Annotated in this window: 25 protein-coding genes and 1 pseudogene; 19 read left to right on the top strand and 7 right to left on the bottom strand. The window is 59.7% G+C overall.

Annotation, left to right across the window (positions count from 1 at the left end):
* Positions 1-353: 353 nt before the first annotated feature.
* Entirely contained in the window at positions 354-1,940 is a 1,587-nt protein-coding gene (locus BLQ41_RS05605) for an ABC transporter substrate-binding protein (RefSeq protein ID WP_090178021.1), read from the top strand.
* 135 nt (positions 1,941-2,075) lie between these two features.
* Here BLQ41_RS05605 and radC read toward each other — a convergent pair whose 3' ends face one another.
* The gene (gene radC, locus BLQ41_RS05600) at positions 2,076-2,750 is read right to left on the bottom strand and encodes a RadC family protein (RefSeq protein WP_090178019.1); all 675 of its coding nucleotides are present in this window, start codon (positions 2,748-2,750) and stop codon (positions 2,076-2,078) included.
* 136 nt (positions 2,751-2,886) lie between these two features.
* Here radC and coaBC point away from each other — a divergent pair, with 136 nt between their 5' ends.
* The 5 genes and pseudogenes from coaBC (at position 2,887) to BLQ41_RS05575 (ending at position 7,541) form a co-directional block, all read left to right on the top strand.
* Entirely contained in the window at positions 2,887-4,095 is a 1,209-nt protein-coding gene (gene coaBC / locus BLQ41_RS05595; protein ID WP_090178016.1) for a bifunctional phosphopantothenoylcysteine decarboxylase/phosphopantothenate--cysteine ligase CoaBC, read from the top strand.
* 5 nt (positions 4,096-4,100) lie between these two features.
* Positions 4,101-4,556 carry a dUTP diphosphatase gene (gene dut / locus BLQ41_RS05590; RefSeq protein ID WP_059403885.1) on the top strand — a complete coding sequence of 152 codons (456 nt, stop codon included), beginning with the start codon at positions 4,101-4,103 and terminating at the stop codon, positions 4,554-4,556.
* 287 nt (positions 4,557-4,843) lie between these two features.
* Positions 4,844-6,217, top strand: a pseudogene (locus BLQ41_RS05585) (phosphomannomutase/phosphoglucomutase); the annotation flags it as partial.
* A 25-nt stretch (positions 6,218-6,242) separates the two neighbouring features.
* Positions 6,243-7,148 carry an acetylglutamate kinase gene (argB, locus tag BLQ41_RS05580; RefSeq protein WP_003229488.1) on the top strand — a complete coding sequence of 302 codons (906 nt, stop codon included), beginning with the start codon at positions 6,243-6,245 and terminating at the stop codon, positions 7,146-7,148.
* 189 nt (positions 7,149-7,337) lie between these two features.
* Entirely contained in the window at positions 7,338-7,541 is a 204-nt protein-coding gene (locus BLQ41_RS05575; RefSeq protein WP_090178010.1) for a zinc ribbon-containing protein, read from the top strand.
* Positions 7,542-7,595: 54 nt separating this feature from the next.
* Here the strand turns inward: BLQ41_RS05575 and pyrE are convergent, their stop codons facing one another.
* Positions 7,596-8,240 (bottom strand): orotate phosphoribosyltransferase, encoded by a 645-nt coding sequence (gene pyrE, locus BLQ41_RS05570; RefSeq protein ID WP_090178008.1) that lies wholly within the window; start codon positions 8,238-8,240, stop codon positions 7,596-7,598.
* Positions 8,241-8,322: 82 nt separating this feature from the next.
* Between pyrE and BLQ41_RS05565 the strand changes: the two genes are divergently transcribed.
* A complete protein-coding gene (locus tag BLQ41_RS05565; protein ID WP_007934608.1) occupies positions 8,323-9,102 on the top strand; it encodes an exodeoxyribonuclease III in 780 nt (259 codons plus the stop codon).
* Between the two features lie 79 nt (positions 9,103-9,181).
* Here the strand turns inward: BLQ41_RS05565 and gltS are convergent, their stop codons facing one another.
* The 3 genes from gltS to rph all read right to left on the bottom strand — a co-directional run bounded on the left by gltS (position 9,182) and on the right by rph (position 11,907).
* The gene (gene gltS / locus BLQ41_RS05560; protein ID WP_090178005.1) at positions 9,182-10,390 is read right to left on the bottom strand and encodes a sodium/glutamate symporter; all 1,209 of its coding nucleotides are present in this window, start codon (positions 10,388-10,390) and stop codon (positions 9,182-9,184) included.
* 398 nt (positions 10,391-10,788) lie between these two features.
* Positions 10,789-11,157, bottom strand: a complete 369-nt coding sequence (locus BLQ41_RS05555) for a DUF4870 domain-containing protein (RefSeq protein WP_090178001.1) — start codon at positions 11,155-11,157, stop codon at positions 10,789-10,791.
* Positions 11,158-11,184: 27 nt separating this feature from the next.
* Positions 11,185-11,907 (bottom strand): ribonuclease PH, encoded by a 723-nt coding sequence (rph, locus tag BLQ41_RS05550; RefSeq protein ID WP_010465211.1) that lies wholly within the window; start codon positions 11,905-11,907, stop codon positions 11,185-11,187.
* 281 nt (positions 11,908-12,188) lie between these two features.
* On the opposite strand from rph, the gene BLQ41_RS05545 reads away from it, so the two are divergent.
* The 6 genes from BLQ41_RS05545 (at position 12,189) to BLQ41_RS05520 (ending at position 17,496) form a co-directional block, all read left to right on the top strand.
* On the top strand, positions 12,189-13,052 hold the full coding sequence (locus BLQ41_RS05545) for a YicC/YloC family endoribonuclease (protein WP_090177998.1): 864 nt from the start codon (positions 12,189-12,191) through the stop codon (positions 13,050-13,052).
* Positions 13,053-13,063: 11 nt separating this feature from the next.
* Entirely contained in the window at positions 13,064-13,684 is a 621-nt protein-coding gene (gmk, locus tag BLQ41_RS05540; protein ID WP_090177994.1) for a guanylate kinase, read from the top strand.
* A 168-nt stretch (positions 13,685-13,852) separates the two neighbouring features.
* Positions 13,853-14,116: a DNA-directed RNA polymerase subunit omega gene (rpoZ, locus tag BLQ41_RS05535; RefSeq protein ID WP_007894670.1), complete on the top strand. Its 264-nt coding sequence runs from the start codon at positions 13,853-13,855 to the stop codon at positions 14,114-14,116.
* Positions 14,117-14,172: 56 nt separating this feature from the next.
* On the top strand, positions 14,173-16,278 hold the full coding sequence (gene spoT, locus BLQ41_RS05530) for a bifunctional GTP diphosphokinase/guanosine-3',5'-bis pyrophosphate 3'-pyrophosphohydrolase (RefSeq protein WP_090177991.1): 2,106 nt from the start codon (positions 14,173-14,175) through the stop codon (positions 16,276-16,278).
* Positions 16,279-16,303: 25 nt separating this feature from the next.
* Positions 16,304-16,684: a RidA family protein gene (locus tag BLQ41_RS05525; protein WP_003229509.1), complete on the top strand. Its 381-nt coding sequence runs from the start codon at positions 16,304-16,306 to the stop codon at positions 16,682-16,684.
* Positions 16,685-16,755: 71 nt separating this feature from the next.
* Positions 16,756-17,496 carry a hypothetical protein gene (locus BLQ41_RS05520; protein WP_090177989.1) on the top strand — a complete coding sequence of 247 codons (741 nt, stop codon included), beginning with the start codon at positions 16,756-16,758 and terminating at the stop codon, positions 17,494-17,496.
* A gap of 140 nt (positions 17,497-17,636) precedes the next feature.
* Here BLQ41_RS05520 and BLQ41_RS05515 read toward each other — a convergent pair whose 3' ends face one another.
* A complete protein-coding gene (locus tag BLQ41_RS05515; RefSeq protein WP_090177986.1) occupies positions 17,637-18,497 on the bottom strand; it encodes an SDR family oxidoreductase in 861 nt (286 codons plus the stop codon).
* 189 nt (positions 18,498-18,686) lie between these two features.
* On the opposite strand from BLQ41_RS05515, the gene exbB reads away from it, so the two are divergent.
* From exbB to BLQ41_RS05485, 6 genes are all read left to right on the top strand, one after another.
* The gene (gene exbB, locus BLQ41_RS05510; RefSeq protein ID WP_090177983.1) at positions 18,687-19,658 is read left to right on the top strand and encodes a tonB-system energizer ExbB; all 972 of its coding nucleotides are present in this window, start codon (positions 18,687-18,689) and stop codon (positions 19,656-19,658) included.
* A gap of 6 nt (positions 19,659-19,664) precedes the next feature.
* Positions 19,665-20,093, top strand: coding sequence for a TonB system transport protein ExbD (exbD, locus tag BLQ41_RS05505; protein ID WP_090177980.1), 429 nt, complete (start codon positions 19,665-19,667; stop codon positions 20,091-20,093).
* A complete protein-coding gene (locus BLQ41_RS05500) occupies positions 20,090-20,839 on the top strand; it encodes a TonB family protein (RefSeq protein ID WP_090177977.1) in 750 nt (249 codons plus the stop codon). Before exbD ends, BLQ41_RS05500 begins: the two co-directional genes overlap by 4 nt.
* Positions 20,840-20,993: 154 nt before the next feature.
* The gene (locus tag BLQ41_RS05495) at positions 20,994-21,923 is read left to right on the top strand and encodes a hydrogen peroxide-inducible genes activator (protein ID WP_090177974.1); all 930 of its coding nucleotides are present in this window, start codon (positions 20,994-20,996) and stop codon (positions 21,921-21,923) included.
* A 6-nt stretch (positions 21,924-21,929) separates the two neighbouring features.
* Positions 21,930-24,005 (top strand): ATP-dependent DNA helicase RecG, encoded by a 2,076-nt coding sequence (recG, locus tag BLQ41_RS05490; RefSeq protein WP_090177972.1) that lies wholly within the window; start codon positions 21,930-21,932, stop codon positions 24,003-24,005.
* Between the two features lie 78 nt (positions 24,006-24,083).
* Positions 24,084-25,484 carry an aminoacyl-tRNA deacylase and HDOD domain-containing protein gene (locus BLQ41_RS05485; RefSeq protein WP_090177969.1) on the top strand — a complete coding sequence of 467 codons (1,401 nt, stop codon included), beginning with the start codon at positions 24,084-24,086 and terminating at the stop codon, positions 25,482-25,484.
* A 161-nt stretch (positions 25,485-25,645) separates the two neighbouring features.
* Here BLQ41_RS05485 and BLQ41_RS05480 read toward each other — a convergent pair whose 3' ends face one another.
* Positions 25,646-26,029, bottom strand: a complete 384-nt coding sequence (locus tag BLQ41_RS05480) for a helicase (RefSeq protein ID WP_090177967.1) — start codon at positions 26,027-26,029, stop codon at positions 25,646-25,648.
* Positions 26,030-26,352 lie beyond the last annotated feature (323 nt).

Below are 26,352 nucleotides of genomic sequence, written 5' to 3'. Positions count from 1 at the left end.
GTCTTACCGGCTACACCTACAAGTGAAGGAACCGGGCCCCTAGAAAAGAGCGCTGCTTTATACCAGAAAGACTAGAGAGCAACAACTTTCCGTGTGCACAGACTTTATAAAAACCCGATTTTTCTGGCTCCAAGCGCCTTGAATAAAGGCTATCGTCGATAAAGACCGCTCGTCGCAGAAATCGGCCAACAGGCCAATCCAGGGATTTCCTCGGTCCGCGCGCACCGAAAACAATCGCACATACTCCCCTTAAAATGAAAAAGGGGATAGTCATTTGCAAAAGAGCCCTCTAGGGTAAGCCTTTTCCAGACTGCACTTGCAGATGGGCCTTCGATCTGTAAAGGAATCCGACCATGCGCCTCGCTGCCCTACCGCTGCTGCTTGCCCCGCTTCTATTGAGCCCGCTGGCCCATGCCGCCGCACTGACCGTCTGCACCGAGGCCAGCCCTGAAGGGTTTGACGTGGTGCAATACAACTCGCTGACCACCACCAATGCCTCGGCCGATGTGCTGATGGATCGCCTGGTGGACTTCGATACCGCCAGCGGCAAAGTGGTCGCCAGCCTCGCAGACAGCTGGGAAGTCTCGCCCGATGGCCTGACCTACGTATTCAAACTGCACCCGCAGGTGAAATTTCACCGCACTGAATATTTCAGCCCGACGCGTGAGCTGACCGCCGAAGACGTGAAGTTCAGTTTCGACCGCATGCTCGACCCGGCGCATCCTTGGCACAAAGTGGCTCAAAGCGGGTACCCGCACGCCCAGTCGATGCAGTTGCCGGCGTTGATCAAGAAGATCGATGCACTGGACCCGCTGACCATACGCTTCACCCTAGACCACCCCGACTCGACCTTCCTCGCAACTTTGAGCATGGGCTTCGCTTCGATCTATTCAGCTGAATACGCTGACAAGCTGCTCAAGGCCGGCACCCCGGAGAAATTTAACAGCCAGCCGATCGGCAGTGGTCCGTTCGTGTTCACACGGTTCCAGAAAGACGCTTCGATTCGCTACAAGGCCAACCCGGACTACTTCCGCGGCAAGCCTTCGGTGGACCCGCTGATCTTCGCCATTACACCGGATGCCAACGTGCGGCTGCAGAAACTGCGCCGCAATGAATGCCAGATCGCCTTGTCACCCAAGCCTCTGGACGTACAGGCCGCGCTGAAAGAGCCGACGTTGAAAGTGGAAAAGACTGATGCCTTCATGACCGCGTTCGTCGGCATCAACAGCCAACATCCGCCGCTGGATAAACCTGAAGTGCGCCAGGCCATCAACCTCGCCTTCGACAAGGCCAATTACGTCAAAGCCGTTTTCGAAGACACCGCCGAGCCCGCCAATGGCCCGTACCCGCCCAACACCTGGAGCTACGCCAAAGGCTTGCCGGGCTACCCCCATGACGTCGAGAAAGCCAAGGCATTGATGGCCAAGGCCGGACTCAAGGACGGCTTCCAGACCACCATCTGGACCCGCCCGTCGGGCAGCTTGCTGAATCCGAACCCGAGCCTGGGCGCCCAATTGCTGCAGTCCGACCTTGCGGAAATCGGCATCCAGGCTGAGATTCGCGTGATCGAGTGGGGCGAGCTGATTCGCCGCGCCAAGGCTGGGGAGCATGACCTGTTGTTCATGGGCTGGGCCGGCGACAACGGTGACCCTGACAACTTCCTCACGCCGCAGTTTTCCTGCGCCGCGGTCAAGTCCGGCACCAACTTCGCGCGCTACTGCAGCCAGGACCTGGACAAGCTGATCAGCGCTGGCAAGACCACCGGCGAGCAAGGTGTGCGCACCAAGCTCTACGAACAGGCCCAGGCGCAGATCCAGCAGCAGGCGCTGTGGCTGCCGTTGGCTCACCCGACGGCCTTCGCGCTGACGCGCAAGGATGTCGAGGGTTATTCGGTGAGCCCGTTTGGTCGCCAGGATTATTCCAAGGTCAACCTCAAGTAATCCGACACAACACAAATCCCTGTGGGAGCGAGCCTGCTCGCGATAGCGTCAGCACAGTCAGCATCTTTGTTGAATGTGCTGACCTCATCGCGGGCAAGCCCGCTCCCACAGGTCCATCGCCTCGCTTTACCTCTCTCACATCCACCCGTACTCAGCCATCGACAGCGGCTCCCCGTCCCCGATGATGAAATGGTCAAGCACCCGCACATCAATCAGCTCCAATGCCTCTTGCAGGCGCTTGGTCAGCGTTCGGTCGGCTTGACTGGGGTTGGTATTGCCTGACGGATGGTTGTGACAAAGGATCAACGCGGCAGCGTTGTGGGCCAGCGTGCGTTTGACCACTTGCCTCGGATAGACACTGGTGTTGTCGATGGAGCCGCGAAACAGCACCTCAAAGGCCAGGACTTGATGTCTGGAATCCAGAAACAGGCAGCCAAACACCTCGTGGGGCTCGTGGCGCAGCATTGATTTCAGGTAATCGCGAACGGCCTGTGGATTTTCCAGCGCCGACTTTTGCCGTGCGCGCTCGGCCAAATGCCGCCGGCCCATTTCCTGGGCGGCTTGCAACTGCGCAAATTTCGCGGGCCCGAGCCCCAACTGACTGCTGAACGCTGCTTGATCAGCCTCAAGTAATGAACGCAGGCTGCCAAACTGATTCAACAGGTGTCGCGCCAGATCCACCGCACTTTTACCCGATACACCGGTTCGTAAAAAAATCGCCAACAGCTCGGCGTCCGAAAGGCTCCCCGAGCCCAACTCGAGCAACCTCTCCCGCGGCCGCTCGGCCGCCGGCCAATCACGAATACTCATAGCACCTCCCTGGAATGTGGGCGCCGCTGTTCCATAGCGGTCGCTGTGATATCGTAGCCCATCTTTTTTGCGGGCGATTTCATCCCTGGGGAGGGGGTATCGCCATGCAGCCACCATCGAAATGAAAGGCAGACCTATGCAGCGGCTGTATCGGAAACGCATCGTTCTGGGCGTCGGCGGCGGCATTGCTGCCTACAAAAGCGCCGACCTGGTTCGCCGCCTGATCGACCAGGGCGCTGAAGTGCGCGTGGTCATGACCCGTGGCGGCAGCGAGTTCATCACGCCGTTGACCATGCAGGCGCTGTCCGGCCACCCGGTCCACCTCGACCTGCTGGACCCGGCAGCTGAAGCCGCGATGGGCCATATCGAGCTGGCCAAATGGGCCGACATGGTGCTGATCGCCCCTGCCACCGCGGACCTGATCGCCCGCCTTGCCCAAGGCATCGCCGACGACTTGCTGACCACGCTGGTGCTGGCCACCGACGCTGTGGTCGCCATTGCCCCGGCGATGAACCAGGCCATGTGGCGCGACCCGGCGACCCAGGCCAACCTGAAAACCCTCGAGAGCCGCGACATCAAAGCCTTCGGCCCAGCCTCCGGCAGCCAGGCCTGTGGCGACGTCGGCCTGGGTCGCATGCTCGAAGCCGTCGAACTTGCCCAATGCGCGGCGGACTGCTTCAAGCGTCAGGCATTGACCGGCAAACACGTACTGATCACCGCCGGCCCGACCCAGGAAAACATTGACCCGGTGCGCTACATCACCAACCACAGCTCCGGAAAAATGGGCTTTGCCCTGGCCGAAGCCGCGGTGGAAGCTGGCGCCCGTGTGACGTTGATCACCGGCCCTGTGCACTTGCCGACCCCGGACCGCGTCACCCGCATCGACGTGGTCAGCGCTCGCGACATGCTCGCTGCCTGTGAAGCTGCGATCCCTTGCGACCTGTTCATCGCCTCGGCAGCGGTCGCGGACTACCGCCCGGAAGTCGTCGCCCCACAAAAACTCAAGAAAGACCCTACGAACGGCGACGGCTTGTTGCTACAGATGGTGCGTAACCCGGACATCCTGGCCACCATCGCCACGCGTCCCGACCGTCCGTTCAGTGTCGGTTTCGCCGCCGAAACCGAACACCTGCTCGATTACGCTGCCCGTAAGTTGAAAGACAAGAACCTCGATTTGATCGTCGCCAACGACGTCGCCAACCCGAGCATTGGCTTCAACAGCGAAGAAAACGCCTGCAGCGTGATCGACCGTGAGCTTCACGCCACACTCTTCGCCCAGACCAGCAAGAGCAAGATTGCTCGCCAGCTGATCACCTTTATCGCCGAACGTCTGAACCAGGTTTAACTTACATGCACGCTTTGCAAGCCAAGATCCTCGACCCTCGCATCGGTACCGAATTCCCGTTGCCGCAGTACGCCACTCCAGGCTCCGCCGGCCTGGACCTGCGCGCCATGCTGGAAAAAGACACCGTGATCAAGCCGGGCGAAACCGTGCTGATCCCGACAGGCCTGTCCGTCTACATTGGCGATCCCGGTTTGGCGGCGCTGATCCTGCCGCGCTCCGGCCTGGGCCATAAGCACGGCATCGTGCTGGGCAACCTGGTCGGCTTGATCGACTCCGACTACCAGGGCCCGCTGATGGTGTCGTGCTGGAACCGTGGCCAGACCGATTTCAACATGGTGGTGGGCGAGCGCCTGGCCCAACTGGTGCTGGTGCCGGTGGTTCAAGCGCACTTCGAGATGGTCGAAGAGTTTGTCGAAACCGAACGTGGTGCGGGCGGTTTCGGGCATTCCGGCAGCCACTGATTACAGGTGTTCAGGCTGGGCGCCCTGCCCGGCCTCAACCTTGTCTTCGGTCTGCCAAGGCAAAATTCGCACAAAGTTCATCTGGAAGGTTTAGTGCCCAAAATCAAGGCATTGACCGGTCATTACCTCGTAAACGCAGGTGGCATGGCCTTTACACACCACGAACTCTCAGTGGAAAACGCCGTCATACCCTTCAGTTTGAGCCGGCCGACGCATTTTTCGCAGGCCTGTCCAGTCACTTTCGAGATGGAGCATTCCTACAGATGAGCAACCCAGCCCAAGTCCCACCCAAGTTTCCGGACAGCATCTTCCGCGCCTACGACATTCGCGGCACCGTCCCGGAATTCTTGAACGCTGAAACCGCTTATTGGCTCGGTCGTGCAATCGGTGCCCAGAGTCTGGCCCAGGACGAACCGAACGTTTCAGTCGGTCGCGACGGTCGCCTGTCCGGCCCGGAGCTGGTCGAGCAACTGATCAAAGGCCTGGCCGACAGTGGTTGTCACGTCAGCGACGTTGGCCTGGTGCCAACGCCTGCGCTGTATTACGCCGCCAACGTGCTGGCCGGCAAATCGGGCGTGATGCTCACCGGCAGCCATAACCCGTCGAACTACAACGGCTTCAAGATCGTGATCGCTGGCGACACCCTGGCCAACGAACAGATCCAGGCCCTGCATGACCGCCTCAAGACGAACAACCTGAGCAGCGGCAAGGGCAGCGTCACCCAGGTCGAGATTCTCGATCGCTACAACACCGAAATCGTCCAGGACATCAAACTGGCTCGCCGCCTCAAAGTGGTGGTCGACTGTGGCAACGGCGCGGCCGGCGTGATCGCCCCGCAACTGATCGAAGCGCTGAACTGCGAAGTCATCCCGCTGTTCTGCGACGTCGACGGCAACTTCCCCAACCATCACCCGGACCCGGGCAAGCCTGAAAACCTCGTCGACCTGATTGCCAAGGTCAAGGAAACCAACGCTGACCTGGGCCTGGCTTTCGATGGCGACGGCGACCGCGTGGGTGTTGTGACCAACACTGGCAGCATCGTCTACCCTGACCGCTTGCTGATGCTGTTTGCCCGCGACGTACTGGCGCGCAACGCCAACGCGGAAATCATCTTCGACGTCAAATGCACCCGCCGCCTGACACCGCTGATCAAGGAATACGGCGGTCGTCCGCTGATGTGGAAGACCGGTCACTCGTTGATCAAAAAGAAAATGAAGCAAACCGGCGCCCTGTTGGCCGGCGAAATGAGCGGGCACATCTTCTTCAAGGAGCGCTGGTTCGGTTTTGACGACGGCATTTACAGCGCTGCGCGTCTGCTGGAGATCCTCAGCAAGGAAAAATCCACCGCGGAAGAGCTGTTTGCGACCTTCCCGAACGATATTTCTACGCCGGAAATCAATATCCATGTGACCGAAGAGAGCAAATTCAGCATCATTGATGCATTGCACGATGCGAAGTGGGGCGAAGGCGCCGACCTGACCACCATTGACGGCGTGCGAGTCGACTACGCCAAAGGCTGGGGCCTGGTGCGCGCGTCCAACACCACACCGGTGCTGGTGCTGCGTTTCGAGGCCGATGACGAGGCTGAACTGCAGCGCATCAAGGACGTATTCAAAGTCCAGTTGAAGCGTGTTGCACCTGATCTCCAATTACCGTTCTGATTTGACGAAGCACCCGGAGCCCTGAATGACCCTCGAACGCGAAGCCGCCGCCCACACCGCCCAGGTTCTGTCCGAAGCGTTGCCTTACATCCGACGCTATGTCGGCAAGACTCTGGTGATCAAATACGGCGGCAACGCGATGGAAAGCGAGGAGCTGAAAACCGGCTTCGCCCGTGACATCGTGCTGATGAAAGCCGTGGGCATCAACCCGGTGGTGGTTCATGGCGGCGGCCCGCAAATCGGCGACCTGCTCAAGCGTCTGTCGATCGAAAGCCACTTCGTCGACGGCATGCGCGTCACCGACGCCGCAACCATGGATGTGGTGGAAATGGTCCTCGGCGGCCAGGTCAACAAGAGCATCGTCAATCTGATCAACCGTCACGGCGGCAGCGCCATCGGCCTGACCGGTAAAGACGCCGGCCTGATTCGTGCGAAGAAACTGACCGTCACCCGCCAGACCCCGGAGATGACTCAGCCGGAAATCATCGACATCGGTCAGGTGGGCGAAGTGGTCGGGATCAACACCGAGCTGCTGAACCTGCTGGTCAAAGGCAACTTCATCCCGGTGATCGCGCCAATCGGCGTCGGCGAGAACGGCGAGTCGTACAACATCAATGCTGACCTGGTGGCCGGCAAGGTCGCCGAAGCGCTGAAAGCCGAGAAGCTGATGCTGCTGACCAACATCGCCGGCCTGATGGACAAGTCGGGCACGGTCCTGACCGGCCTGAGCACCCAGCAAGTCGACGACCTGATTGCCGACGGTACGATCTACGGCGGCATGCTGCCGAAGATCCGTTGCGCACTGGAAGCGGTACAGGGCGGCGTGGGCAGCTCGCTGATCATCGATGGCCGGGTGCCGAATGCGATTCTGCTGGAGATTTTCACCGATACCGGTGTGGGTACTTTGATCAGCAATCGCAAGCGTCCCTGATTCAAGAACGACAAAAGACCGCAGCCTTCGCCGGCACCTACGGAAGTACGAATATTCTGTAGGCGCTGGTGAAGACTGCGGTCTTTTTTATGCGCGCCGGAAGCGTCCTACCTGACTCAGCGAAACATCCGACATCGTGCCAGCATCAATCTGCATAGGATCTTCCCTGTATCCACAGGAGAGTTACCCATGCAAAAAGATTACGTTCCTTACGGCAGTGATGTTTCAGCAGGCACCTTTGAATGTGTGGACTGCGGGCATCGGTATTCGAATCAGGCAAAGACCTCGATTCCACCGTGCCCTCAGTACCAGAAATCGACACACACGCGTAATGGCTGGAAGGTTCTGACCGGCCAAGGTGACGCGGTGAAAGATCCGTATCCAAACAGGTAAAACAAAGTTTGGTTTTCCAATGAAAAAAGGCCCTGTTCTCACAGGGCCTTTTCTTTAGACGCCGAACTGTGCCCGGTAGGCTTCTACAGCAGGCAGGTGCTGCTTGAGCTGTGGATCGTCCGCCAAGAACTCAAGCACCTGGTTCAACGAAACAATGCTGATCACCGGAATGCCGAAGTCGCGCTCCACTTCCTGGATCGCGGACAGCTCGCCATTGCCACGCTCCTGACGGTTCAGGGCGATCAGCACGCCCGCCGCCTTGGCGCCGTCCTGGGAAGCGATGATCTGCATCACTTCACGGATCGCGGTGCCGGCAGTAATCACGTCGTCGATGATCAGCACATCGCCGGTCAATGGCGCGCCAACCAGACTGCCGCCTTCGCCGTGGGCCTTGGCTTCTTTGCGGTTGAAGCACCAAGGCAAATCACGGTCATGATGCTCGGCCAACGCCACCGCGGTGGTCGCCGCCAACGGGATGCCTTTGTACGCCGGGCCAAACAGTACGTCGAACGGGATTCCGCTCTCGACGATGGCAGCCGCGTAGAAACGACCCAGCTGTGCAAGGGCCTTCCCTGTGTTGAACAGGCCGGCATTGAAGAAGTAAGGACTGGTGCGTCCGGACTTCAGGGTGAACTCACCGAAGCGCAAAACGCCGCGATCGATGGCAAAACGAATGAAATCGCGCTGATACGCTTGCATGAAAAAAACCCCAAATACCACGGATTTAGCTAATTAGGTTGACGCCGTGTATCATACACGCACGCGATTTTTGGGGCCATTTATGCGGATCATCAGTGTGAACGTCAATGGTATTCAGGCTGCAGTGGAGCGAGGGTTGCTCAGTTGGCTGCAAGCACAGAATGCCGACGTCATCTGCCTGCAGGACACCCGCGCCTCCGCCTTTGAACTGGACGATCCAGCCTTCCAACTGGATGGCTACTTCCTTTATGCCTGCGAAGCCGAAGTTCCCGCCCAGGGTGGCGTGGCTTTGTATTCGCGGTTGCAACCGAAGGCAGTCATCAGCGGTCTCGGGTTCGAGACGGCCGACCGCTACGGGCGCTACCTGCAAGCCGATTTCGATAAGGTCAGCATCGCGACCTTGCTGCTCCCTTCGGGGCAGAATGGCGATGAAGATTTGAACCAGAAGTTCAAGCTAATGGACGACTTCGCCCGTTATCTGGATAAACAGCGGCGCAAACGTCGCGAGTACATTTACTGTGGCTCGCTGTACGTCGCGCAACAGAAGCTGGATATCAAGAACTGGCGCGACAGCCAGCAATCGCCGGGCTTCCTGGCGCCTGAACGTGCCTGGATGGACGAGATTGTCGGCAACATGGGTTATGTCGATGCCCTGCGCGAAGTCAGCCGTGAAGGCGACCAGTACAGCTGGTGGCCAGACAACGAACAGGCTGAGATGCTCAACCTGGGCTGGCGTTTCGACTATCAGCTGCTGACCCCAGGCCTGCGCCGTTTTGTTCGCAGCGCACGCCTGCCACGTCAGCCGCGGTTCTCGCAGCACGCGCCACTGATCGTGGACTACGACTGGACGCTGACGATCTAAGCGTCGTTTCGCAGATAAAAAAATGCCCGTATCGAAAGATACGGGCATTTTTTATGCGCCAGCGAACATGACCCAAACCTCAGGCAACGGCAAAAAACGGCAGCGCCAGATACAGCTTGATCACGATGACATTAACGACGTCGATGAAGAACGCCCCCACCATGGGCACCACCAGAAACGCTATCTGCGAAGGCCCGTAGCGCTGCGTCACCGCCTGCATGTTAGCGATGGCCGTGGGTGTGGCACCCAACCCAAAACCGCAGTGCCCTGCCGCCAACACCGCCGCATCGTAGTTGCTGCCCATGATTCTGAACGTCACGAAAATCGCAAACAGCGCCATGACCAACGCTTGCGCAGCCAGAATGATGAAGATCGGCAAGGCCAGTGCCGCCAGATCCCAGAGCTTGAGCGACATCAAGGCAATCGCCAGAAACAGCGACAGGCTGACATTCCCCAGCACGGAAACTTCACGCTCGAATACCTGATACAAACCCAACGCTGAAAGCCCATTGCGCAATACCACACCCACAAACAAGACGCACACGAACGTCGGCAACTCAAGTGCAGTTCCTTGCAGCCAGCCATTCAGAAGATTGCCGGCCAATAAGCTGACCGCAATCAAAGCAAGTGTCTCGATAAACGTAAATGGCGTAATAGAGCGCTCTTTGTTCGGCTGCTCAAAGCCCTTTGGCAACCGTGGCGTTTCCTGAGGGTGGCAGCCGGGTACTTGAACACGCTTGATCAGCAGGCGAGCGACCGGCCCCCCAATCAAGCCACCCAACACCAGGCCAAATGTCGCAGAGGCAATCGCAAGCTCGGAGGCAGAAGCCAGACCGTACTTCTCACTGAAAACCGTCCCCCACGCGGCGCCTGTACCGTGACCGCCCGACAACGTAATCGAGCCTGTCAGCAGGCCCATCAAAGGATCGAGCCCCAGCATTTTTGCGAGGCCGATGCCCATGGCATTCTGGACGATCAGGAGTCCGACCACTGCCAGTAGAAAAACGCCCACTACGCGACCGCCCTTCTTCAGGCTGGCGAAATCCGCACTCAAGCCGATAGTGGCAAAAAAAGCCAACATCAACGGCGTCTGTAATGAAGTATCGAAGCGGACTTCAATATCAAAAGTTCGCAATGCCAACAGAGCCAGAGCAACCAACAGACCGCCGGCGACGGGCTCAGGAATATTGTAATTACGTAAAAAACCAACACGAGCAACAAGTCCGCGCCCCAGCAAAAGCACTAAGGAGGCGGCCACAAGCGTTCCATAAAAATCGAGCTGAATCATTGGGATTATTCTTGGCTATATATTCAGAGGCGGACTTTTTACCTGCGCACGCCTCTTGAACCGGCTGAGTGTCTCAACACTGATTGCTTGAAATTCAAGGACCTTCGATGGCTTGAATATGTCGAAATATTTCTGAATGAATATAACGTGGGGCAACTCTATCAACCGCAAAGTCTCATTGCCAAGGACGCAGCCGATGCTGAGCCATTGCAGTTGTGACTAAAGATGTAAGAGTGATGTTTAATAAAGAGATTTGGCACGGATATCACCGATATCACACGCCTTATACGCAGATACTTAATTGAACCGCAAAAATACAAATGCCCTGACAAGTCAGGGCATTTGTTTTAAAGCATCCAATGTGAGAGCAAGCACTCTCACAAGAGGGTTTACGGTGTTTATTTGATCAACCGCCAAGTGAACGGATACCGATACGGCACCCCTTCATTGGCTTTCACGCCAGCGATGATCGTCAGCACCAACGCGCCAATCGCCACCAGCCCAAACAGGAAGAACCCGATGATCACCACCATCAGCAGGAAGCAGATGGCCGACGCAATGGCGACGGTGATCTGAAAGTTCAGCGCCTCCTTGCCCTGTGCATCGACAAACGGGTCCATCTCGCGCTTCATCTGCCAGAGAATCAGCGGGCCGATCAGCGTGCCAAATGGAATCCAGATCCCCAGCAAGGCGGACAGGTGACAAAACATCGCCCACTGCCGAACGTCTTTGCTCGGGATGGGAAGTAGCTGCTGCTCGTCACTCATGGTGTCCTCCTTGCGTGGAACATCCGATCAGTCGGCCAGTGCGGCCTTTTGCAGTTCGAAGATCTCGGTCATGCCTTTCTTCGCCAGCTCAAGCATAGCGTTCAGCTCTTCCGGCTGGAACGGTGCGCCTTCGGCAGTGCCCTGGACTTCGATGAAGCCGCCGGTGCTTGTCATCACCACGTTCAGGTCGGTCTCGGCAGCCGAGTCTTCCAGATAGTCGAGGTCGAGGACCGGCTCGCCCTGGTACATGCCAACCGAAACGGCAGCGATCATTTGCTTGAGCGGGTCGCCGCCTTTCAGGCCGCCACGTTTCTTGATCACTTTCAAGGCATCGACCAGCGCAACCATGGCGCCGGTGATGGACGCGGTGCGGGTGCCGCCGTCTGCCTGAATCACGTCGCAATCGACGTACAGGGTGACGTCGCCCAGCTTGGACATGTCCAGGGAAGCGCGCAGCGAACGGCCGATCAGACGCTGGATTTCCAGGGTGCGGCCGCCTTGCTTGCCGCGGCTCGCTTCACGCTGGTTACGCTCGCCGGTGGCGCGCGGCAGCATGCCGTATTCGGCGGTCAACCAGCCCTGGCCCTGACCTTTGAGGAAACGCGGCACGCCATTTTCAACGCTGACGGTGCAGATGACTTTGGTATCACCGAACTCGACCAGCACAGAACCCTCGGCGTGTTTGGTGTAGTTGCGGGTAATGCGGATCGAGCGGAGCTGATCGGCAGCGCGACCACTTGGACGTTTCATAGGGAATACCTGTACTGGGGACGGAAAACTGCCGAGCATTATAGAGCCGCCGGCCGAGACTGGGCACGTCTAAAAAATCTGCCCGACGATTGAAGGCCCTGACCAGAGCTTGGGACACCGCTTTACCGACGGCCTGCAGCCCTTTGTCACGCCGTGTGTTTGGGCGCATCCGCCCCACTGCGCTACAATCCTGCGCCTTTGCTGCCTCTGGGCTTAAATTCATTTAGATCGGGTCTGCGAAACCTTTGGTAACGCATGAACCTGCATTGCGAGGTACCTCCATGGTGCACAGCATGACCGCCTTCGCCCGTGTCGAAAAAGCCGGCGCCCAAGGCACGCTGAGCTGGGAACTGCGCTCGGTCAACAGTCGCTACCTGGAGCCGCACTTGCGTCTGCCGGAGTCTTTCCGCGACCTCGAGGGCGCCGTACGCGAAGCGCTGCGCCAGGGCATATCCCGAGGCAAACTCGAATGCACCCTGCGCTTCACCGAAGAAAACACTGACAAGCCTCTGCAAGTTGACCGCGAGCGTGCCGCCCAATTGGTCGCCGCCGCCGAGACGATCGCCAGCCTGATCAAGAACCCGGCCGCGCTCAATCCTCTGGAAGTCCTGGCCTGGCCGGGCGTGTTGGTCGGCGATGCGACAGACCCGCAAGCCTTGAATGCCGAGGCACTGGCACTGTTCAACGAAGGCTTGAAAGAACTCAAGGCCGGCCGCGAGCGCGAAGGCGCGGAGCTGGCGCGACTGATCAGCGATCGGCTGACCGCCATAGAAGCAGACGTTGTCACCCTGCGTGAATTGGTGCCGCAAATGCTCGCGACCCAACGCCAGAAAGTCCTCGACCGCTTTGCCGACATGAAGGCCGAGATGGACCCGCAGCGGCTCGAACAGGAAATGGTCATGCTCGCGCAAAAGAGCGACGTCGCCGAAGAACTGGATCGCCTGAGCACTCACATCATCGAAGTTCGCCGGGTGCTCAAGTCCGGCGGCGCTGCCGGTCGGCGCCTGGACTTCCTGATGCAGGAACTCAACCGCGAAGCCAACACACTGGGCTCCAAAGCCTTCGACCCGCGCAGCACGCAAGCGGCGGTCAACCTCAAAGTGTTGATCGAGCAGATGCGCGAACAAGTGCAGAATATTGAGTAAGGCAAACAGACATGACCCACAGCACCGGCACCCTGTACATCATTTCCGCCCCTTCGGGCGCGGGCAAAAGCAGCCTGGTCAAGGCCCTGACCGACACCAACCCGGAGATTCGCGTATCGATTTCCCACACCACCCGCGCCATGCGTCCGGGTGAAGTGGACGGCGTGAACTACCACTTCGTGACCCGCGAAGCCTTTGTGAAGATGGGCGAGCACGGTGATTTCCTGGAGCGCGCCGAAGTATTCGGCAACTTCTACGGCACCTCGCAAAGCCACCTGCAGCAGACGCTGGACGAAGGCCACGACCTGATTCTGGAAATCGACTGGCAGGGCGCCGAGCAAGTGCGCAAGCTGATGCCCCAGGCGCGTTCGATCTTCATTCTGCCGCCATCGCTGCAAGCCTTGCACCAGCGCCTGACCAACCGTGGCCAGGACAGCGACGAGATCATTGCCGGCCGGATGCGTGAAGCCGTCAACGAAATGAGCCACTATGTCGAGTACGACTACCTGATCATCAATGACGATTTCTCCCACGCGCTGGATGACCTGAAAGCGATTTTCCGTGCCAATCAATTGCAACAGAAGCGCCAACAGGTGCGTTTCGGCATGTTGCTGGCTGAATTGCTGGGCTGAAACAGCGCTTCCCAAAACCGCTGCAAGGGCTTTACATTGGCACTTGCAGCGCGTTGAAGGGCTTGGTCAAAAAATCAGCGCTTCCCTAAACGCTGGTGATTTTTTAAACTGTTGAGTCCGCTCGCCCAACCGGGCAGCGCGCATATTGCATTCGCTCCGAGGAATACCATGGCCCGCGTAACCGTTGAAGATTGCCTAAACCACGTGGAAAACCGCTTTGAGCTGGTCATGCTGTCTACCAAGCGTGCCCGTCAACTGGCCACCGGCGGCAAAGAGCCACTGGTTCAGTGGGAAAACGACAAGCCTACCGTCGTAGCGCTGCGTGAAATCGCTGAAGGCCTGATGAGCTACGAGTTCATCGCCAATGCTGAAATCGTCGAAGACGAACCGCTGTTCGCAGCGTTCGAGGACGAGTCCAACGAGGCCGTCTAAGCCATGCCTGGTCGACGTAGCACGGCGCGGGGTCACAGCGAACGGCAGGATTCATCATGCCGAGCATAGACGCCCTCGCCGATCGCTTATCGACCTACCTCGGCAAGGACCAGGTCAATCTGGTCCGCCGAGCGTACTTCTACGCCGAACAAGCCCACGACGGCCAACGCCGCCGTAGCGGCGAGGCGTACGTCACGCATCCTCTTGCGGTGGCGAACATTCTTGCCGACATGCACATGGACCATCAGAGTTTGATGGCTGCGATGCTGCATGACGTGATCGAAGACACCGGTATTGCCAAAGAAGCGCTGCAAGCGCAGTTCGGTGAAACCGTGGCCGAACTGGTCGATGGGGTCAGCAAACTGACCCAGATGAACTTCGAGACCAAAGCCGAAGCCCAGGCCGAAAACTTCCAGAAAATGGCCATGGCCATGGCGCGCGACATTCGCGTGATCCTGGTCAAGCTCGCCGACCGCCTGCACAACATGCGCACGCTGGAAGTCCTGTCTGGCGAAAAACGCCGACGGATCGCCAAGGAAACCCTGGAAATCTATGCGCCCATCGCCAACCGGCTGGGCATGCACGCCATCCGCATAGAATTCGAAGACCTGGGCTTCAAGGCCATGCACCCGATGCGTTCCGCGCGGATCAACCAGGCCGTCAAACGCGCCCGGGGCAACCGCAAGGAAATCGTCAACAAGATCGAGGAATCCCTCAGCCACTGCCTGGCCATCGATGGCATTCAGGGCGAGGTCAGCGGTCGTCAGAAACACCTCTACGGCATCTACAAGAAAATGCGCGGCAAGCGTCGGGCCTTCAACGAGATCATGGACGTGTATGCGTTCCGGATCATCGTCGACAAGGTCGATACCTGCTATCGCGTGCTGGGTGCTGTGCATAATTTGTACAAACCGTTGCCGGGGCGCTTCAAGGATTACATCGCGATCCCCAAGGCCAACGGCTACCAGTCGCTGCACACCACGCTGTTCGGCATGCACGGTGTTCCGATCGAGATCCAGATCCGCACCCGTGAAATGGAAGAGATGGCCAACAACGGCATCGCTGCCCATTGGCTGTATAAATCCAGCGGCGACGAGCAGCCCAAAGGCACTCACGCTCGCGCCCGGCAGTGGGTCAAGGGCGTGCTGGAAATGCAGCAACGCGCCGGCAACTCGCTGGAATTCATCGAGAGTGTGAAGATCGACCTGTTCCCGGACGAGGTCTATGTGTTCACGCCCAAAGGCCGGATCATGGAGCTGCCAAAAGGCTCCACGGCGGTCGACTTCGCTTACGCGGTACACACCGACGTGGGCAACAGCTGCATCGCCTGTCGGATCAACCGCCGTCTCGCACCGCTGTCCGAACCGCTGCAAAGCGGCTCCACGGTCGAGATTGTCAGCGCACCTGGCGCACGGCCGAACCCGGCGTGGCTCAACTTTGTGGTCACCGGCAAGGCGCGAACCCACATCCGCCATGCGCTGAAACTGCAACGCCGCTCCGAATCCATCAGCCTGGGCGAACGCCTGTTGAACAAAGTGCTGAATGGCTTCGATAGCTCGCTGGAAAAAGTCCCGGCAGAGCGCGTCAAGGCGATGCTCACCGAATACCGCCTGGAACTGATCGAAGACCTGCTCGAAGACATCGGCCTGGGCAATCGCATGGCTTATGTGGTCGCCCGCCGCCTGCTCGGCGAAGGCGAACAGTTGCCAAGCCCGGAAGGCCCGCTGGCGATTCGCGGCACCGAAGGCCTGGTCCTCAGCTACGCCAAGTGCTGCACACCAATCCCGGGCGACCCGATTGTCGGTCACCTGTCAGCAGGCAAAGGCATGGTTGTGCACCTCGACAACTGCCGCAACATCAGCGAAATCCGCCACAACCCGGAAAAATGCATCCAGCTCTCGTGGGCCAAGGATGTCACCGGCGAATTCAACGTCGAGCTGCGCGTCGAGCTGGAACACCAGCGTGGCCTGATCGCCCTGTTGGCCAGCAGCGTCAACGCGGCCGACGGCAATATCGAAAAAATCAGCATGGACGAACGCGATGGTCGTATCAGCGTGGTCCAACTGGTGGTCAGCGTGCACGACCGCGTGCACCTGGCCCGCGTGATCAAGAAACTGCGCGCACTGACCGGGGTGATTCGCATCACCCGCATGCGCGCGTAAGCCAACCTATTACAAGGAGTCATTCATGACCAAGACTGTTATCACCAGCGACAAGGCCCCGGCCGCTATCGGTACTTACTCCCAGGCGATCAAGGCTGGCAACACCGTTTACATGTCGGGGCAGATTCCTCTGGACCCAAAAACCATGGAACTGGTTGAAGGCTTCGAAGCCCAGACCGTCCAGGTGTTCGAGAACCTCAAAGCCGTCGCCGAAGCGGCTGGCGGTTCGTTCAAGGACATCGTCAAACTGAACATCTTCCTCACCGACCTGAGCCACTTCGCCAAGGTCAACGAGATCATGGGCAAATACTTCGACCAACCTTACCCTGCCCGCGCCGCCATCGGCGTTGCAGCCCTGCCAAAGGGTTCGCAGGTCGAGATGGATGCCATTCTGGTCATCGAGTAAATGCGTACGGCGCAGCCTTTTGAGGTTGCGCCTACCGATCTTGTAAAAAAGGGTTCTGAAAGGATTCCAAAATGCGCAAAGCGCTAGCTCTCTCGCTGGTCGCCCTGTTCTTGGGCGGTTGTGCCAGCAATCCGGCCGATCGTGATATCAGCGGCACCTGGATCAATCAGGCGGCAATCGACGCTGCGGCCAAAGGCGGCCCCCTGCGTGAAGCGCTCCAGGCCTATGGTCCGAACCTTGAGTGGAACGTCAACACCAAGGCCGCTCAGGCTCGCTACACCAACGGTTTTGAAAATGTCGAAGGCAAGCTGCTGGGCGAAGAGTCCGGCGGATGGAAAGTCGACTTTTATGGCAGCTCCGCGAGTGAACTCAAGCGAGACGGCAAGCGACTGAACCAGGCCGCCAACGACAACGAACCGGAGCAGGTCTTTGACCGTGCGCTGATTCAGGTGCCGGACGGCGCACCGATTGGCGCGAGCTTCGAACGTGCGCTGTACACCGCCTACATGGGCGGCAGCTGGAAAATCGTCAGCGGTCCGGGCGAAGGCAGTGCCGTGCAGTTCCAGGCCGATGGCCAGGTTGCCGGTCTTCCGGGTGCCGATCGATATGCCTTGTGCCTGGCGGGCGATTGCGCCTCGATGAGCGGCGGCAATGACAACATGTGGCTGCAACTCAGTGGCCAGGGCAACACCTGGATCTTTGCGCGCAAGGGCAAGGAGATGGAAATTCTGCAGGCGGTGAACACCGCACAGGCAGACGAAATGCCTCAGTTCACACCAGGCGAGCGCAAGTGGTTGCTGGAAAAGCAGTAACCCGGCCCTAAAGGTCAACGCAAACCCAATGTGGGAGCGAGCCTGCTCGCGATGAGGCCGTAACATTCAACATCATCGTTGACTGTTATGCCGCCATCGCGAGCAGGCTCGCTCCCACAGTTGTTTGGGGTAGCTGGAAGTCAGCAGCGCCCTTCGATAATCGCAGCGTAGCCTTCACGATAACTCGGATATTTCGGAGCCCAGCCCAAGGCCTTCGCCCGGGCATTACTGCACTGCTTGCTGCCAGTGCGGCGCACGCTCGCATCTTCAGACCATTCGGTGACACCCAGATACTCGCGCAACCAGCCCACCACTTCCGCCAGTGGCGCAGGCGCATCGTCGACACCGATATAGACGTCATCCAGCGCCACGCCGCGTCGATCCGCTTCGAGCAGAAACGCCATCAGTCCCGCCGCGTCATCGGCGTGAATGCGATTGCCGTACAGCGGCGGATCAACAGCCACGCGATAACCGCGCCGAACCTGGGTCAGCAGCCATTCGCGGCCCGGGCCGTAAATGCCGGTCAAGCGCACGATGCTGGCCGGGATGCCGCTGTTGAGCGCAATTTGCTCGGCCTCCAGCATCAAGCGACCGGAATAACCTGTCCCCGCCTCGGCCGGCGAAGTCTCGTCGACCCATTCGCCATCCTGCTGGCCATACACACTGCTGCTGGAAACAAACAGCAGACGATTAGGCACCTGACCGTAATCGTCCAGCCACTCCAGCACATGTTGCAAACCCTCGACATAAGCGGCGCGGTAACCGGCCTCGTCGTGATCGGTAGCGGCCGCGCAATACACGAGGTAATCCACCGCACCAATGGGCCAAGTCTCGGGACAGTCCTTATTGAACAAGTCGCCGGCAACGCCAATGACCCCCTTGGGCAGACGTGAGATGTCACGCCTCAGGCCATGAACCTCCCACCCGGAGGCCAGCAATTGCGTGGCCAGACGACTGCCGACATCACCACAGCCGGCAATCAAAACAGAAGGCGCGGACATCAAAAAACTCCTCTTGGAAAGCCACAGACTAGCGCCAGCAATGGACGAGCGGCTAGCGATGAAGGAAAAAAGAGACTCTTTCACTTTTGTTAACAAGAATTAATTGCAATAATACCCGCCACTTTTGTTCTCGGCCTCTCGAGGCCTGGAAGAACATTTACCCTATTTTCTCTCTCAGGTCCGGCCAGCATGACATGCAATCAATTCTCCGCTTCGCCAACCAAACGACCTCGCGCCTGGAGCGTTGCGGCCGCCCTGCTGCTCAGCCTGATGCTGGCGCCCATCGCCGCTTTCGCTGATGCACAAGCGCCTGGGACTCCGGCCACCAGCGCTGCTGCTCCAGCGCCCGCCGATCACGCCGCACCAACCGTAGCGCCAGCCGCGACCGACCCGGCACAGGCAGTAGACGCCGAGGATGCTCCCGAAGCCCTTGAAGCCGACAACAGCCTGGGCATGGCGCACGACCTGTCGCCGTGGGGGATGTATCAGAACGCCGACATCATCGTGAAAATCGTGATGATCGGCCTGGCCATCGCTTCGATCATTACCTGGACCATCTGGATCGCCAAGGGTTTCGAGTTGATAGGCGCCAAGCGTCGTCTGCGCAGCGAAATCGTCCACCTGAAAAAAGCCACCACCCTTAGAGAAGCCAGTGCGACCGCCACCCAGCCAGGCACCCTCGCCAACCTGCTGGTCCATGACGCCCTCGAAGAGATGCGCCTGTCGGTCAACAGCCGTGAGAAAGAGGGTATCAAGGAACGTGTTGCCTTCCGTCTCGAGCGTCTGGTTGCAGCCTGCGGTCGCAACATGAGCAGCGGCACCGGCGTCCTCGCCACCATTGGTTCCACCGCGCCATTCGTGGGTCTGTTCGGTACGGTGTGGGGCATCATGAACAGCTTCATCGGCATCGCCAAAACCCAAACCACCAACCTCGCCGTCGTCGCCCCCGGCATCGCCGAAGCCCTACTGGCCACTGCGTTGGGCCTGGTCGCGGCGATTCCTGCGGTAGTGATCTACAACGTCTTTGCCCGCTCGATCGCCGGTTACAAGGCGCAAGTGTCCGATGCCTCGGCTGAAGTCCTGCTGCTGGTCAGCCGTGACCTCGATCATCTGCCGACCGCCGAGCGCTCTTCGCACCCCCATGTGGCCAAAGTAGGGTAATCAACCATGGGCTTGCATTTGAAAGAAGGCGCAGACGACGATCTGGCCGAGAATCACGAAATCAACGTCACGCCATTTATCGACGTGATGCTGGTGCTGCTGATCATCTTCATGGTGGCGGCGCCATTGGCCACCGTGGACATCAAGGTCGACCTGCCGGCTTCCAGCGCCAAACCGGCGCCGCGGCCAGAGAAACCGGTGTTCCTCAGCGTCAAGGCTGACCAGCGTCTGTACCTCGGCGAAGAGGAAGTGAAGGCCGAAGCACTCGGCGCCACCCTCGACGCCAGGACCAAAGGCAAGAAAGACACGACGATCTTCTTCCAGGCCGATAAGGGCGTGGATTATGGCGACCTCATGAGCGTGATGGACAACCTGCGCTCCGCCGGTTACCTGAAGGTGGGCTTGGTCGGACTCGAGACGGCAGTCAAGAAATGATCACGACGCGCCATAAGCTGACGCGTTATAGCGCGAGCCTGGCCGTGGTGCTGGGCGTTCATGCGCTGGCCATTGCGCTGGCGATGAACTGGACTGCGCGCCCACCCGTCGAGCTGCCTCCGCAGGCAATGATGGTCGAGCTGGCACCGGTGCCCGCCCCGCCACCGCCGGCACCACCGAAGGTCATAACGCCGCCACAGCCACCGGCCCCGGTGGAAGAACTGCCGATCCCGAAACTGGCTGAAGTGCCGAAGGCCGAGATCGCCGTGCCGAAACCGGTCAAACCAAAGCCCAAGCCGCAACCGCCCAAGCCTGTGGAGAAAAATCCGGAGCCGCCGAAGGAGAAACCGTCCGAGGAGAAGCCTAGCGACGCGCAACCGACTCAAGCACCAGCGGAGAAATCCGCCCAACCGGCACCGGGACCATCGCCAGCGCAACAGGCCGCCAAAGCCAGCTGGGAAGGTACTTTGCTTGCGCATTTGGGCAAGTACAAAAAGTATCCATCCAGCGCACAGTCGCGGGGCAAGGAAGGTGTGAACCGTCTGCGCTTCGTGGTGGATGGTGAAGGTAATGTGTTGTCATTCGAACTGGTGGGCCTTTCGGGCAATGCCGATCTGGACCGGGCCACCCTGGAAATGATCAGACGCGCCCAGCCGCTGCCCAAGCCCCCGGCCGACATGCTGAAAAACGGCCCCATCGAAATCGTTGCGCCGTTTGTTTATTCGCTGGAAAAACGTCGACGTTAAAGCGAACGCCAATAAAGGCACCGAAAGGTGCCTTTTTCGTACCTGCCAGCGGCAAACCGACATTACCCAGTGTCACTCACCACACCCAGTCTGATAACGTGCGTCTATCGATTGCAGCCGGTATGCTTGGCCCGCAACTTCATGGACGCTTGCTATGACCCTCACAGAATTACGCTACATCGTTACCCTCGCCCAAGAGCAGCACTTTGGCCATGCGGCCGAGCGTTGCCACGTCAGTCAACCGACCCTGTCGGTGGGCGTGAAAAAGCTTGAAGACGAACTCGGTGTGCTGATTTTCGAGCGCAGCAAGAGTGCCGTGCGCCTGACCCCGGTCGGCGAAGGCATCGTGGCCCAGGCGCAGAAAGTCCTGGAACAAGCCCAAGGCATCCGCGAACTGGCCCAGGCCGGCAAGAACCAGCTGACCGCCCCGCTGAAAGTCGGCGCGATCTACACCGTCGGCCCGTACCTGTTCCCGCACCTGATTCCGCAACTGCACCGGGTCGCCCCGCAGATGCCGTTGTACATCGAAGAAAACTTCACCCACGTGCTGCGCGACAAACTGCGCAACGGCGAGCTGGACGCGATCATCATCGCCCTGCCGTTCAACGAAGCCGACGTCCTGACCCTGCAGCTCTACGACGAGCCGTTCTACGTCCTGATGCCGGCCCAGCACCCGTGGACGCAAAAAGAGTCCATCGACGCTGCCCTGCTCAACGACAAGAGCCTGCTGCTGCTCGGCGAAGGCCACTGCTTCCGCGATCAAGTGCTCGAAGCCTGCCCGACCCTGGCCAAAGGCAACGACGGCGCCAAGCACACCACGGTGGAATCCAGCTCCCTGGAAACCATCCGCCACATGGTTGCGTCCGGCCTCGGCATTTCGATCCTGCCGCTGTCGGCAGTGGACAGCCATCACTACGCCCCCGGCGTGATTGAAGTGCGCCCACTGTCGCCGCCAGTGCCGTTCCGCACCGTGGCCATCGCCTGGCGCGCGAGCTTCCCGCGGCCGAAGGCGATTGAAATCCTCGCTGACTCCATTCGCCTGTGCTCGGTGGCCAAGCCGTCCGCGCCGGTGGTTGCGGCGTAAGTCGCGATGACTGAGTTGTCGCAAGTGTCGGTAACGGCACTCAAGGGCGTCGGCGAGGCCATGGCCGAGAAACTGGCCAAGGTCGGCCTGGAGAATCTCCAGGATGTGCTGTTCCACCTGCCCCTGCGCTATCAGGACCGCACGCGTGTCGTCCCGATCGGCCATTTGCGACCGGGGCAAGACGCCGTGATCGAAGGCACCGTCAGCGGCGCCGACGTGGTCATGGGCCGACGCCGCAGCCTGGTTGTTCGGCTGCAGGACGGCACCGGCGGGCTCAGCCTGCGCTTCTACCATTTCAGCAACGCCCAGAAAGAAGGCCTCAAGCGCGGCACGCGGATTCGCTGCTACGGCGAAGCACGGCCCGGCGCGTCAGGGCTGGAAATCTACCACCCGGAATACCGCGCCATCACCGGCGACGAGCCGCCGCCGGTGGATGAAACCCTGACCCCGGTCTACCCGCTCACCGAAGGCCTGACCCAACAACGCTTGCGCCAGTTGTGCATGCAAACCCTGACGCTGCTCGGCCCCACCAGCCTGCCCGACTGGTTACCGACAGAACTGGCCCGCGACTATCAACTCGCGCCGCTGGCCGATGCGATCCGCTACCTGCATCACCCGCCCGCCGATGCCGACGTCGATGAACTTGCCCTCGGTCATCACTGGGCGCAGCACCGTTTGGCCTTCGAAGAACTGCTGACCCATCAATTGTCCCAGCAACGCCTGCGCGAAAGCATGCGCTCCCTGCGCGCGCCAGCGATGCCGAAAGCCACCAGGCTGCCGGCGCAATACCTCGCCAACTTGGGCTTTACGCCAACCGGCGCTCAACAACGAGTCGGCAACGAAATCGCCTACGACCTGAGCCAGCACGAACCGATGCTGCGCCTGATTCAGGGCGACGTTGGCGCGGGCAAAACCGTGGTCGCCGCCCTCGCCGCGCTTCAGGCGCTCGAGGCGGGCTACCAAGTGGCGCTGATGGCGCCCACCGAAATCCTCGCCGAACAGCACTTCATCACCTTCAAGCGCTGGCTCGAACCGCTGGGCATCGAAGTCGCGTGGCTGGCCGGCAAGCTCAAAGGCAAGAATCGCGTGGCCGCGCTGGAACAGATCGCCAACGGCGCACCGATGGTGGTCGGCACGCACGCGCTGTTCCAGGAAGAAGTGCAGTTCAAAAACCTCGCGCTGGCGATCATCGACGAACAACACCGCTTCGGCGTGCAGCAGCGTCTGGCGTTACGGCAGAAAGGCGTCGGCGGGCGGATGTGTCCGCATCAATTGATCATGACCGCCACGCCGATCCCACGGACGCTGGCCATGAGCGCCTACGCCGACCTCGACACATCCATCCTCGACGAACTGCCACCCGGCCGAACCCCGGTCAACACCGTGCTGGTCACAGACACGCGGCGCGTGGAAGTCATCGAACGCGTGCGCGGTGCCTGTGCCGAAGGGCGCCAGGCCTATTGGGTGTGCACGCTGATCGAAGAGTCGGAAGAGCTGACCTGCCAGGCGGCAGAAACCACTTACGAAGACCTCACCGCCGCCCTCGGCGAGTTGAAGGTCGGCCTGATCCACGGCCGCATGAAGCCCGCCGAAAAAGCCGCCGTCATGGCTGAATTCAAGGCCGGCAACCTGCAACTGCTGGTCGCCACCACGGTGATCGAAGTCGGCGTCGACGTACCGAACGCCAGCCTGATGATCATTGAAAACCCCGAGCGTCTGGGTCTTGCGCAATTGCACCAGTTGCGCGGCCGTGTCGGTCGAGGCAGCGCCGCTAGCCATTGCGTGCTGCTCTACCATCCGCCGCTGTCGCAGATCGGTCGTCAACGCCTGGGTATCATGCGCGAAACAAACGACGGTTTTGTCATCGCCGAAAAAGACCTCGAACTGCGCGGCCCCGGCGAAATGCTCGGCACGCGCCAGACCGGCCTGCTGCAATTCAAGGTCGCCGACCTGATGCGCGATGCTGATTTACTGCCCGCCGTGCGCGACGCCGCCCAGGCGTTGCTGGAGCGCTGGCCGGATCACGTCAGCCCGTTGCTCGACCGCTGGCTGCGTCATGGGCAGCAATACGGCCAAGTGTGAGCACCGTCGCAGTTTGTAGACGATGCTTTTAAACAAGCTGGTTATACTCCTGCAATTGTTTGAATACGGATACAGACTATGACTGAAGCTGCCCTCGCCCCGGAACCCCTGCACGCTCCGTCTGTTATTCGGTTGCTGCTGGGCAAGATGGGCATTGCCTACGAAGAAGTCCTCGATCACCACGGCCTCAACGCCTCGCGCAAAGTGCAGGCGGTGCTGGTGGACGATGCGGTCGGCGCCTTGATGGTGCTGTTCCCACAAAGCCAATTGCTGGACCTCAATCGCCTCGCCGAACTGACGGGCCGACGCCTCACTGCCGTGCCCACCGAACGCCTGGTCAAAATGCTCGGCAAACATAACCTGAGCATGCTGCCCGGCCTGCCGGCGCTGACCAGCTCGCCATGCCTGTACGAAGAATGCCTGCTGCGCGAACCGAAGTTGCTGATCAACTCGGGCGAGCCAGGCGTGCTGCTGGAAATCACCAGCGAAGATTTCAAGAGCATGCTGACCAAGGCCAGCGCCGCCAACTTCGGCGAGAACCTGACCAGCATCCGCCCGAACCTCGACCGCCCCGACGATGACCGCGAGGAAATCACCCAGGCCGTCCAAGCGTTCACCGCGCGACGCATCCAGCAACGCCTGGAAGCCACTATCGAAATTCCGCCGCTGGCCGAGACCGCGCAGAAAATCATCAAACTGCGCGTCGACCCCAACGCCACCATCGACGACATCACCGGCGTCGTCGAAACCGACCCGGCGCTGGCCGCTCAGGTCGTCAGCTGGGCCGCGTCGCCGTACTACGCCTCGCCGGGCAAGATTCGTTCAGTAGAAGACGCCATCGTGCGCGTGCTGGGTTTCGACCTGGTGATCAACCTCGCGCTGGGCCTGGCCCTGGGTAAAACCCTGAGCCTGCCCAAAGACCACCCGCAACAAACCACGCCGTACTGGCAGCAATCGATCTACACCGCCGCCGTCATCGAAGGCCTGACCCGCGCCATGCCCCGCGCCCAGCGCCCGGAAGCAGGCCTGACCTACCTCGCCGGCCTGCTGCACAACTTCGGCTACTTGCTGCTGGCCCACGTCTTCCCGCCGCACTTCTCGCTGATCTGCCGTCACCTGGAAGTCAACCCGCACCTGTGCCACAGCTACGTCGAGCAACACCTGCTCGGCATCAGCCGCGAACAGATCGGCTCCTGGCTGATGCGCTATTGGGACATGCCAGAAGAACTGGCCACCGCGCTGCGCTTCCAGCACGACCCGGGCTACGACGGCGACTACGCCGAGTACCCGAACCTCGTGTGCCTGGCGGTGCGTTTGTTGCGTAGCCGCGGGATTGGCTCCGGTCCGGATGAAGACATCCCCGACGCATTGCTGGAACGCGTCGGCCTGAGCCGCGACAAAGCCAACGATGTCGTCAGCAAAGTGCTTGAGGCTGAAGTGCTGCTGCGCGAACTCGCTTCGCAATTCACGCAGCCCTAAACGCATCGCGAGCAAGCTCACTCCCACAAGGATCACCTAAATCCCTGTGGGAGCGGGCTTGCCCGCGATGAATCCAACTCGGTCTTTCAGCTTTAGATCGTTCCCACGCTCTGCGTGGGAATGCATCCCTTGACGCTCCGCGTCACCCCATCACACGAAACTCAAGCCTTAGCCTTAGCCTTCCTCGGCTTCAAATACTTGGTCAATCCCTGAAACCAGATCACCAGCGCCGGATTCCCCTTGATCTGAATCGACTTGTCCTGAATCCCCGTCATAAACGCCAGCTGCTTGTTCTTCGCCTGCATCGTGGCAAAGCCATACGACGCATCCTTGAACGCAATCGCAAACGCCGGCTCGGCATACACGCCCGACTTGCTGGTAATACGCCGATCCTTCACAAAGAAATGCCGCGCCACTTTCCCGTCCAGGGTCTGTAGCTGGAACACCAATTCCTTGTCACCCAACTGCTGCTGAAACGCAGGATTAGTCCGACTGGCCTTACCCATCAACAAACCCAGCATCCACAGAAGAAAACGAAATTTCATGCGCACAGCCTCAAGAGAAAAGTGAACGGCCGGCGCAGTGTAGCGGCTTCAAGCGAGAACGCCACTGTTGTGCAGTGATAGCGGAAGATGCCATAGTTTTTGACGCTGATGACTACCAAGTCATTGACGAAACGCCTGTGTTTAAAAGCGAAGATCTTTTGAAGTTTCTACGTTCGACGCTATCGGAAGTTTCCTGCAACACGCGGCGCTGTTCGTGAACTAGGCAGCCCTGGGCTTCGCCGATAGTCTTTGTTCGTTACCGCAAAATCGGTGACACGGACGTGCAAGTCCGGTACATATCGCCGCACGGTCGCCAAACCGAA

The sequence above is a fragment of the Pseudomonas arsenicoxydans genome (assembly GCF_900103875.1).
Taxonomy (GTDB): domain Bacteria; phylum Pseudomonadota; class Gammaproteobacteria; order Pseudomonadales; family Pseudomonadaceae; genus Aquipseudomonas; species Aquipseudomonas arsenicoxydans.
Note: the sequence above shows the minus strand (reverse complement) of the source record. Positions and strands in the feature narration are given on the sequence as shown.

Coding starts and splice junctions, on each gene's coding strand:
- pyrE (WP_090178008.1), bottom strand. CDS start 8,240: ATGCAAGCGTATCAGCGCGATTTCATTCGTTTTGCCATCGATCGCGGC.
- radC (WP_090178019.1), bottom strand. CDS start 2,750: ATGAGTATTCGTGATTGGCCGGCGGCCGAGCGGCCGCGGGAGAGGTTG.
- rpoZ (WP_007894670.1), top strand. CDS start 13,853: ATGGCCCGCGTAACCGTTGAAGATTGCCTAAACCACGTGGAAAACCGC.
- BLQ41_RS05520 (WP_090177989.1), top strand. CDS start 16,756: ATGCGCAAAGCGCTAGCTCTCTCGCTGGTCGCCCTGTTCTTGGGCGGT.
- BLQ41_RS05605 (WP_090178021.1), top strand. CDS start 354: ATGCGCCTCGCTGCCCTACCGCTGCTGCTTGCCCCGCTTCTATTGAGC.
- gmk (WP_090177994.1), top strand. CDS start 13,064: ATGACCCACAGCACCGGCACCCTGTACATCATTTCCGCCCCTTCGGGC.
- recG (WP_090177972.1), top strand. CDS start 21,930: ATGACTGAGTTGTCGCAAGTGTCGGTAACGGCACTCAAGGGCGTCGGC.
- rph (WP_010465211.1), bottom strand. CDS start 11,907: ATGAAACGTCCAAGTGGTCGCGCTGCCGATCAGCTCCGCTCGATCCGC.
- coaBC (WP_090178016.1), top strand. CDS start 2,887: ATGCAGCGGCTGTATCGGAAACGCATCGTTCTGGGCGTCGGCGGCGGC.
- spoT (WP_090177991.1), top strand. CDS start 14,173: ATGCCGAGCATAGACGCCCTCGCCGATCGCTTATCGACCTACCTCGGC.
- BLQ41_RS05500 (WP_090177977.1), top strand. CDS start 20,090: ATGATCACGACGCGCCATAAGCTGACGCGTTATAGCGCGAGCCTGGCC.
- exbB (WP_090177983.1), top strand. CDS start 18,687: ATGACATGCAATCAATTCTCCGCTTCGCCAACCAAACGACCTCGCGCC.
- BLQ41_RS05575 (WP_090178010.1), top strand. CDS start 7,338: ATGCAAAAAGATTACGTTCCTTACGGCAGTGATGTTTCAGCAGGCACC.
- BLQ41_RS05515 (WP_090177986.1), bottom strand. CDS start 18,497: ATGTCCGCGCCTTCTGTTTTGATTGCCGGCTGTGGTGATGTCGGCAGT.
- BLQ41_RS05545 (WP_090177998.1), top strand. CDS start 12,189: ATGGTGCACAGCATGACCGCCTTCGCCCGTGTCGAAAAAGCCGGCGCC.
- argB (WP_003229488.1), top strand. CDS start 6,243: ATGACCCTCGAACGCGAAGCCGCCGCCCACACCGCCCAGGTTCTGTCC.
- gltS (WP_090178005.1), bottom strand. CDS start 10,390: ATGATTCAGCTCGATTTTTATGGAACGCTTGTGGCCGCCTCCTTAGTG.
- BLQ41_RS05525 (WP_003229509.1), top strand. CDS start 16,304: ATGACCAAGACTGTTATCACCAGCGACAAGGCCCCGGCCGCTATCGGT.
- BLQ41_RS05485 (WP_090177969.1), top strand. CDS start 24,084: ATGACTGAAGCTGCCCTCGCCCCGGAACCCCTGCACGCTCCGTCTGTT.
- dut (WP_059403885.1), top strand. CDS start 4,101: ATGCACGCTTTGCAAGCCAAGATCCTCGACCCTCGCATCGGTACCGAA.
- BLQ41_RS05555 (WP_090178001.1), bottom strand. CDS start 11,157: ATGAGTGACGAGCAGCAGCTACTTCCCATCCCGAGCAAAGACGTTCGG.
- exbD (WP_090177980.1), top strand. CDS start 19,665: ATGGGCTTGCATTTGAAAGAAGGCGCAGACGACGATCTGGCCGAGAAT.
- BLQ41_RS05565 (WP_007934608.1), top strand. CDS start 8,323: ATGCGGATCATCAGTGTGAACGTCAATGGTATTCAGGCTGCAGTGGAG.
- BLQ41_RS05480 (WP_090177967.1), bottom strand. CDS start 26,029: ATGAAATTTCGTTTTCTTCTGTGGATGCTGGGTTTGTTGATGGGTAAG.
- BLQ41_RS05495 (WP_090177974.1), top strand. CDS start 20,994: ATGACCCTCACAGAATTACGCTACATCGTTACCCTCGCCCAAGAGCAG.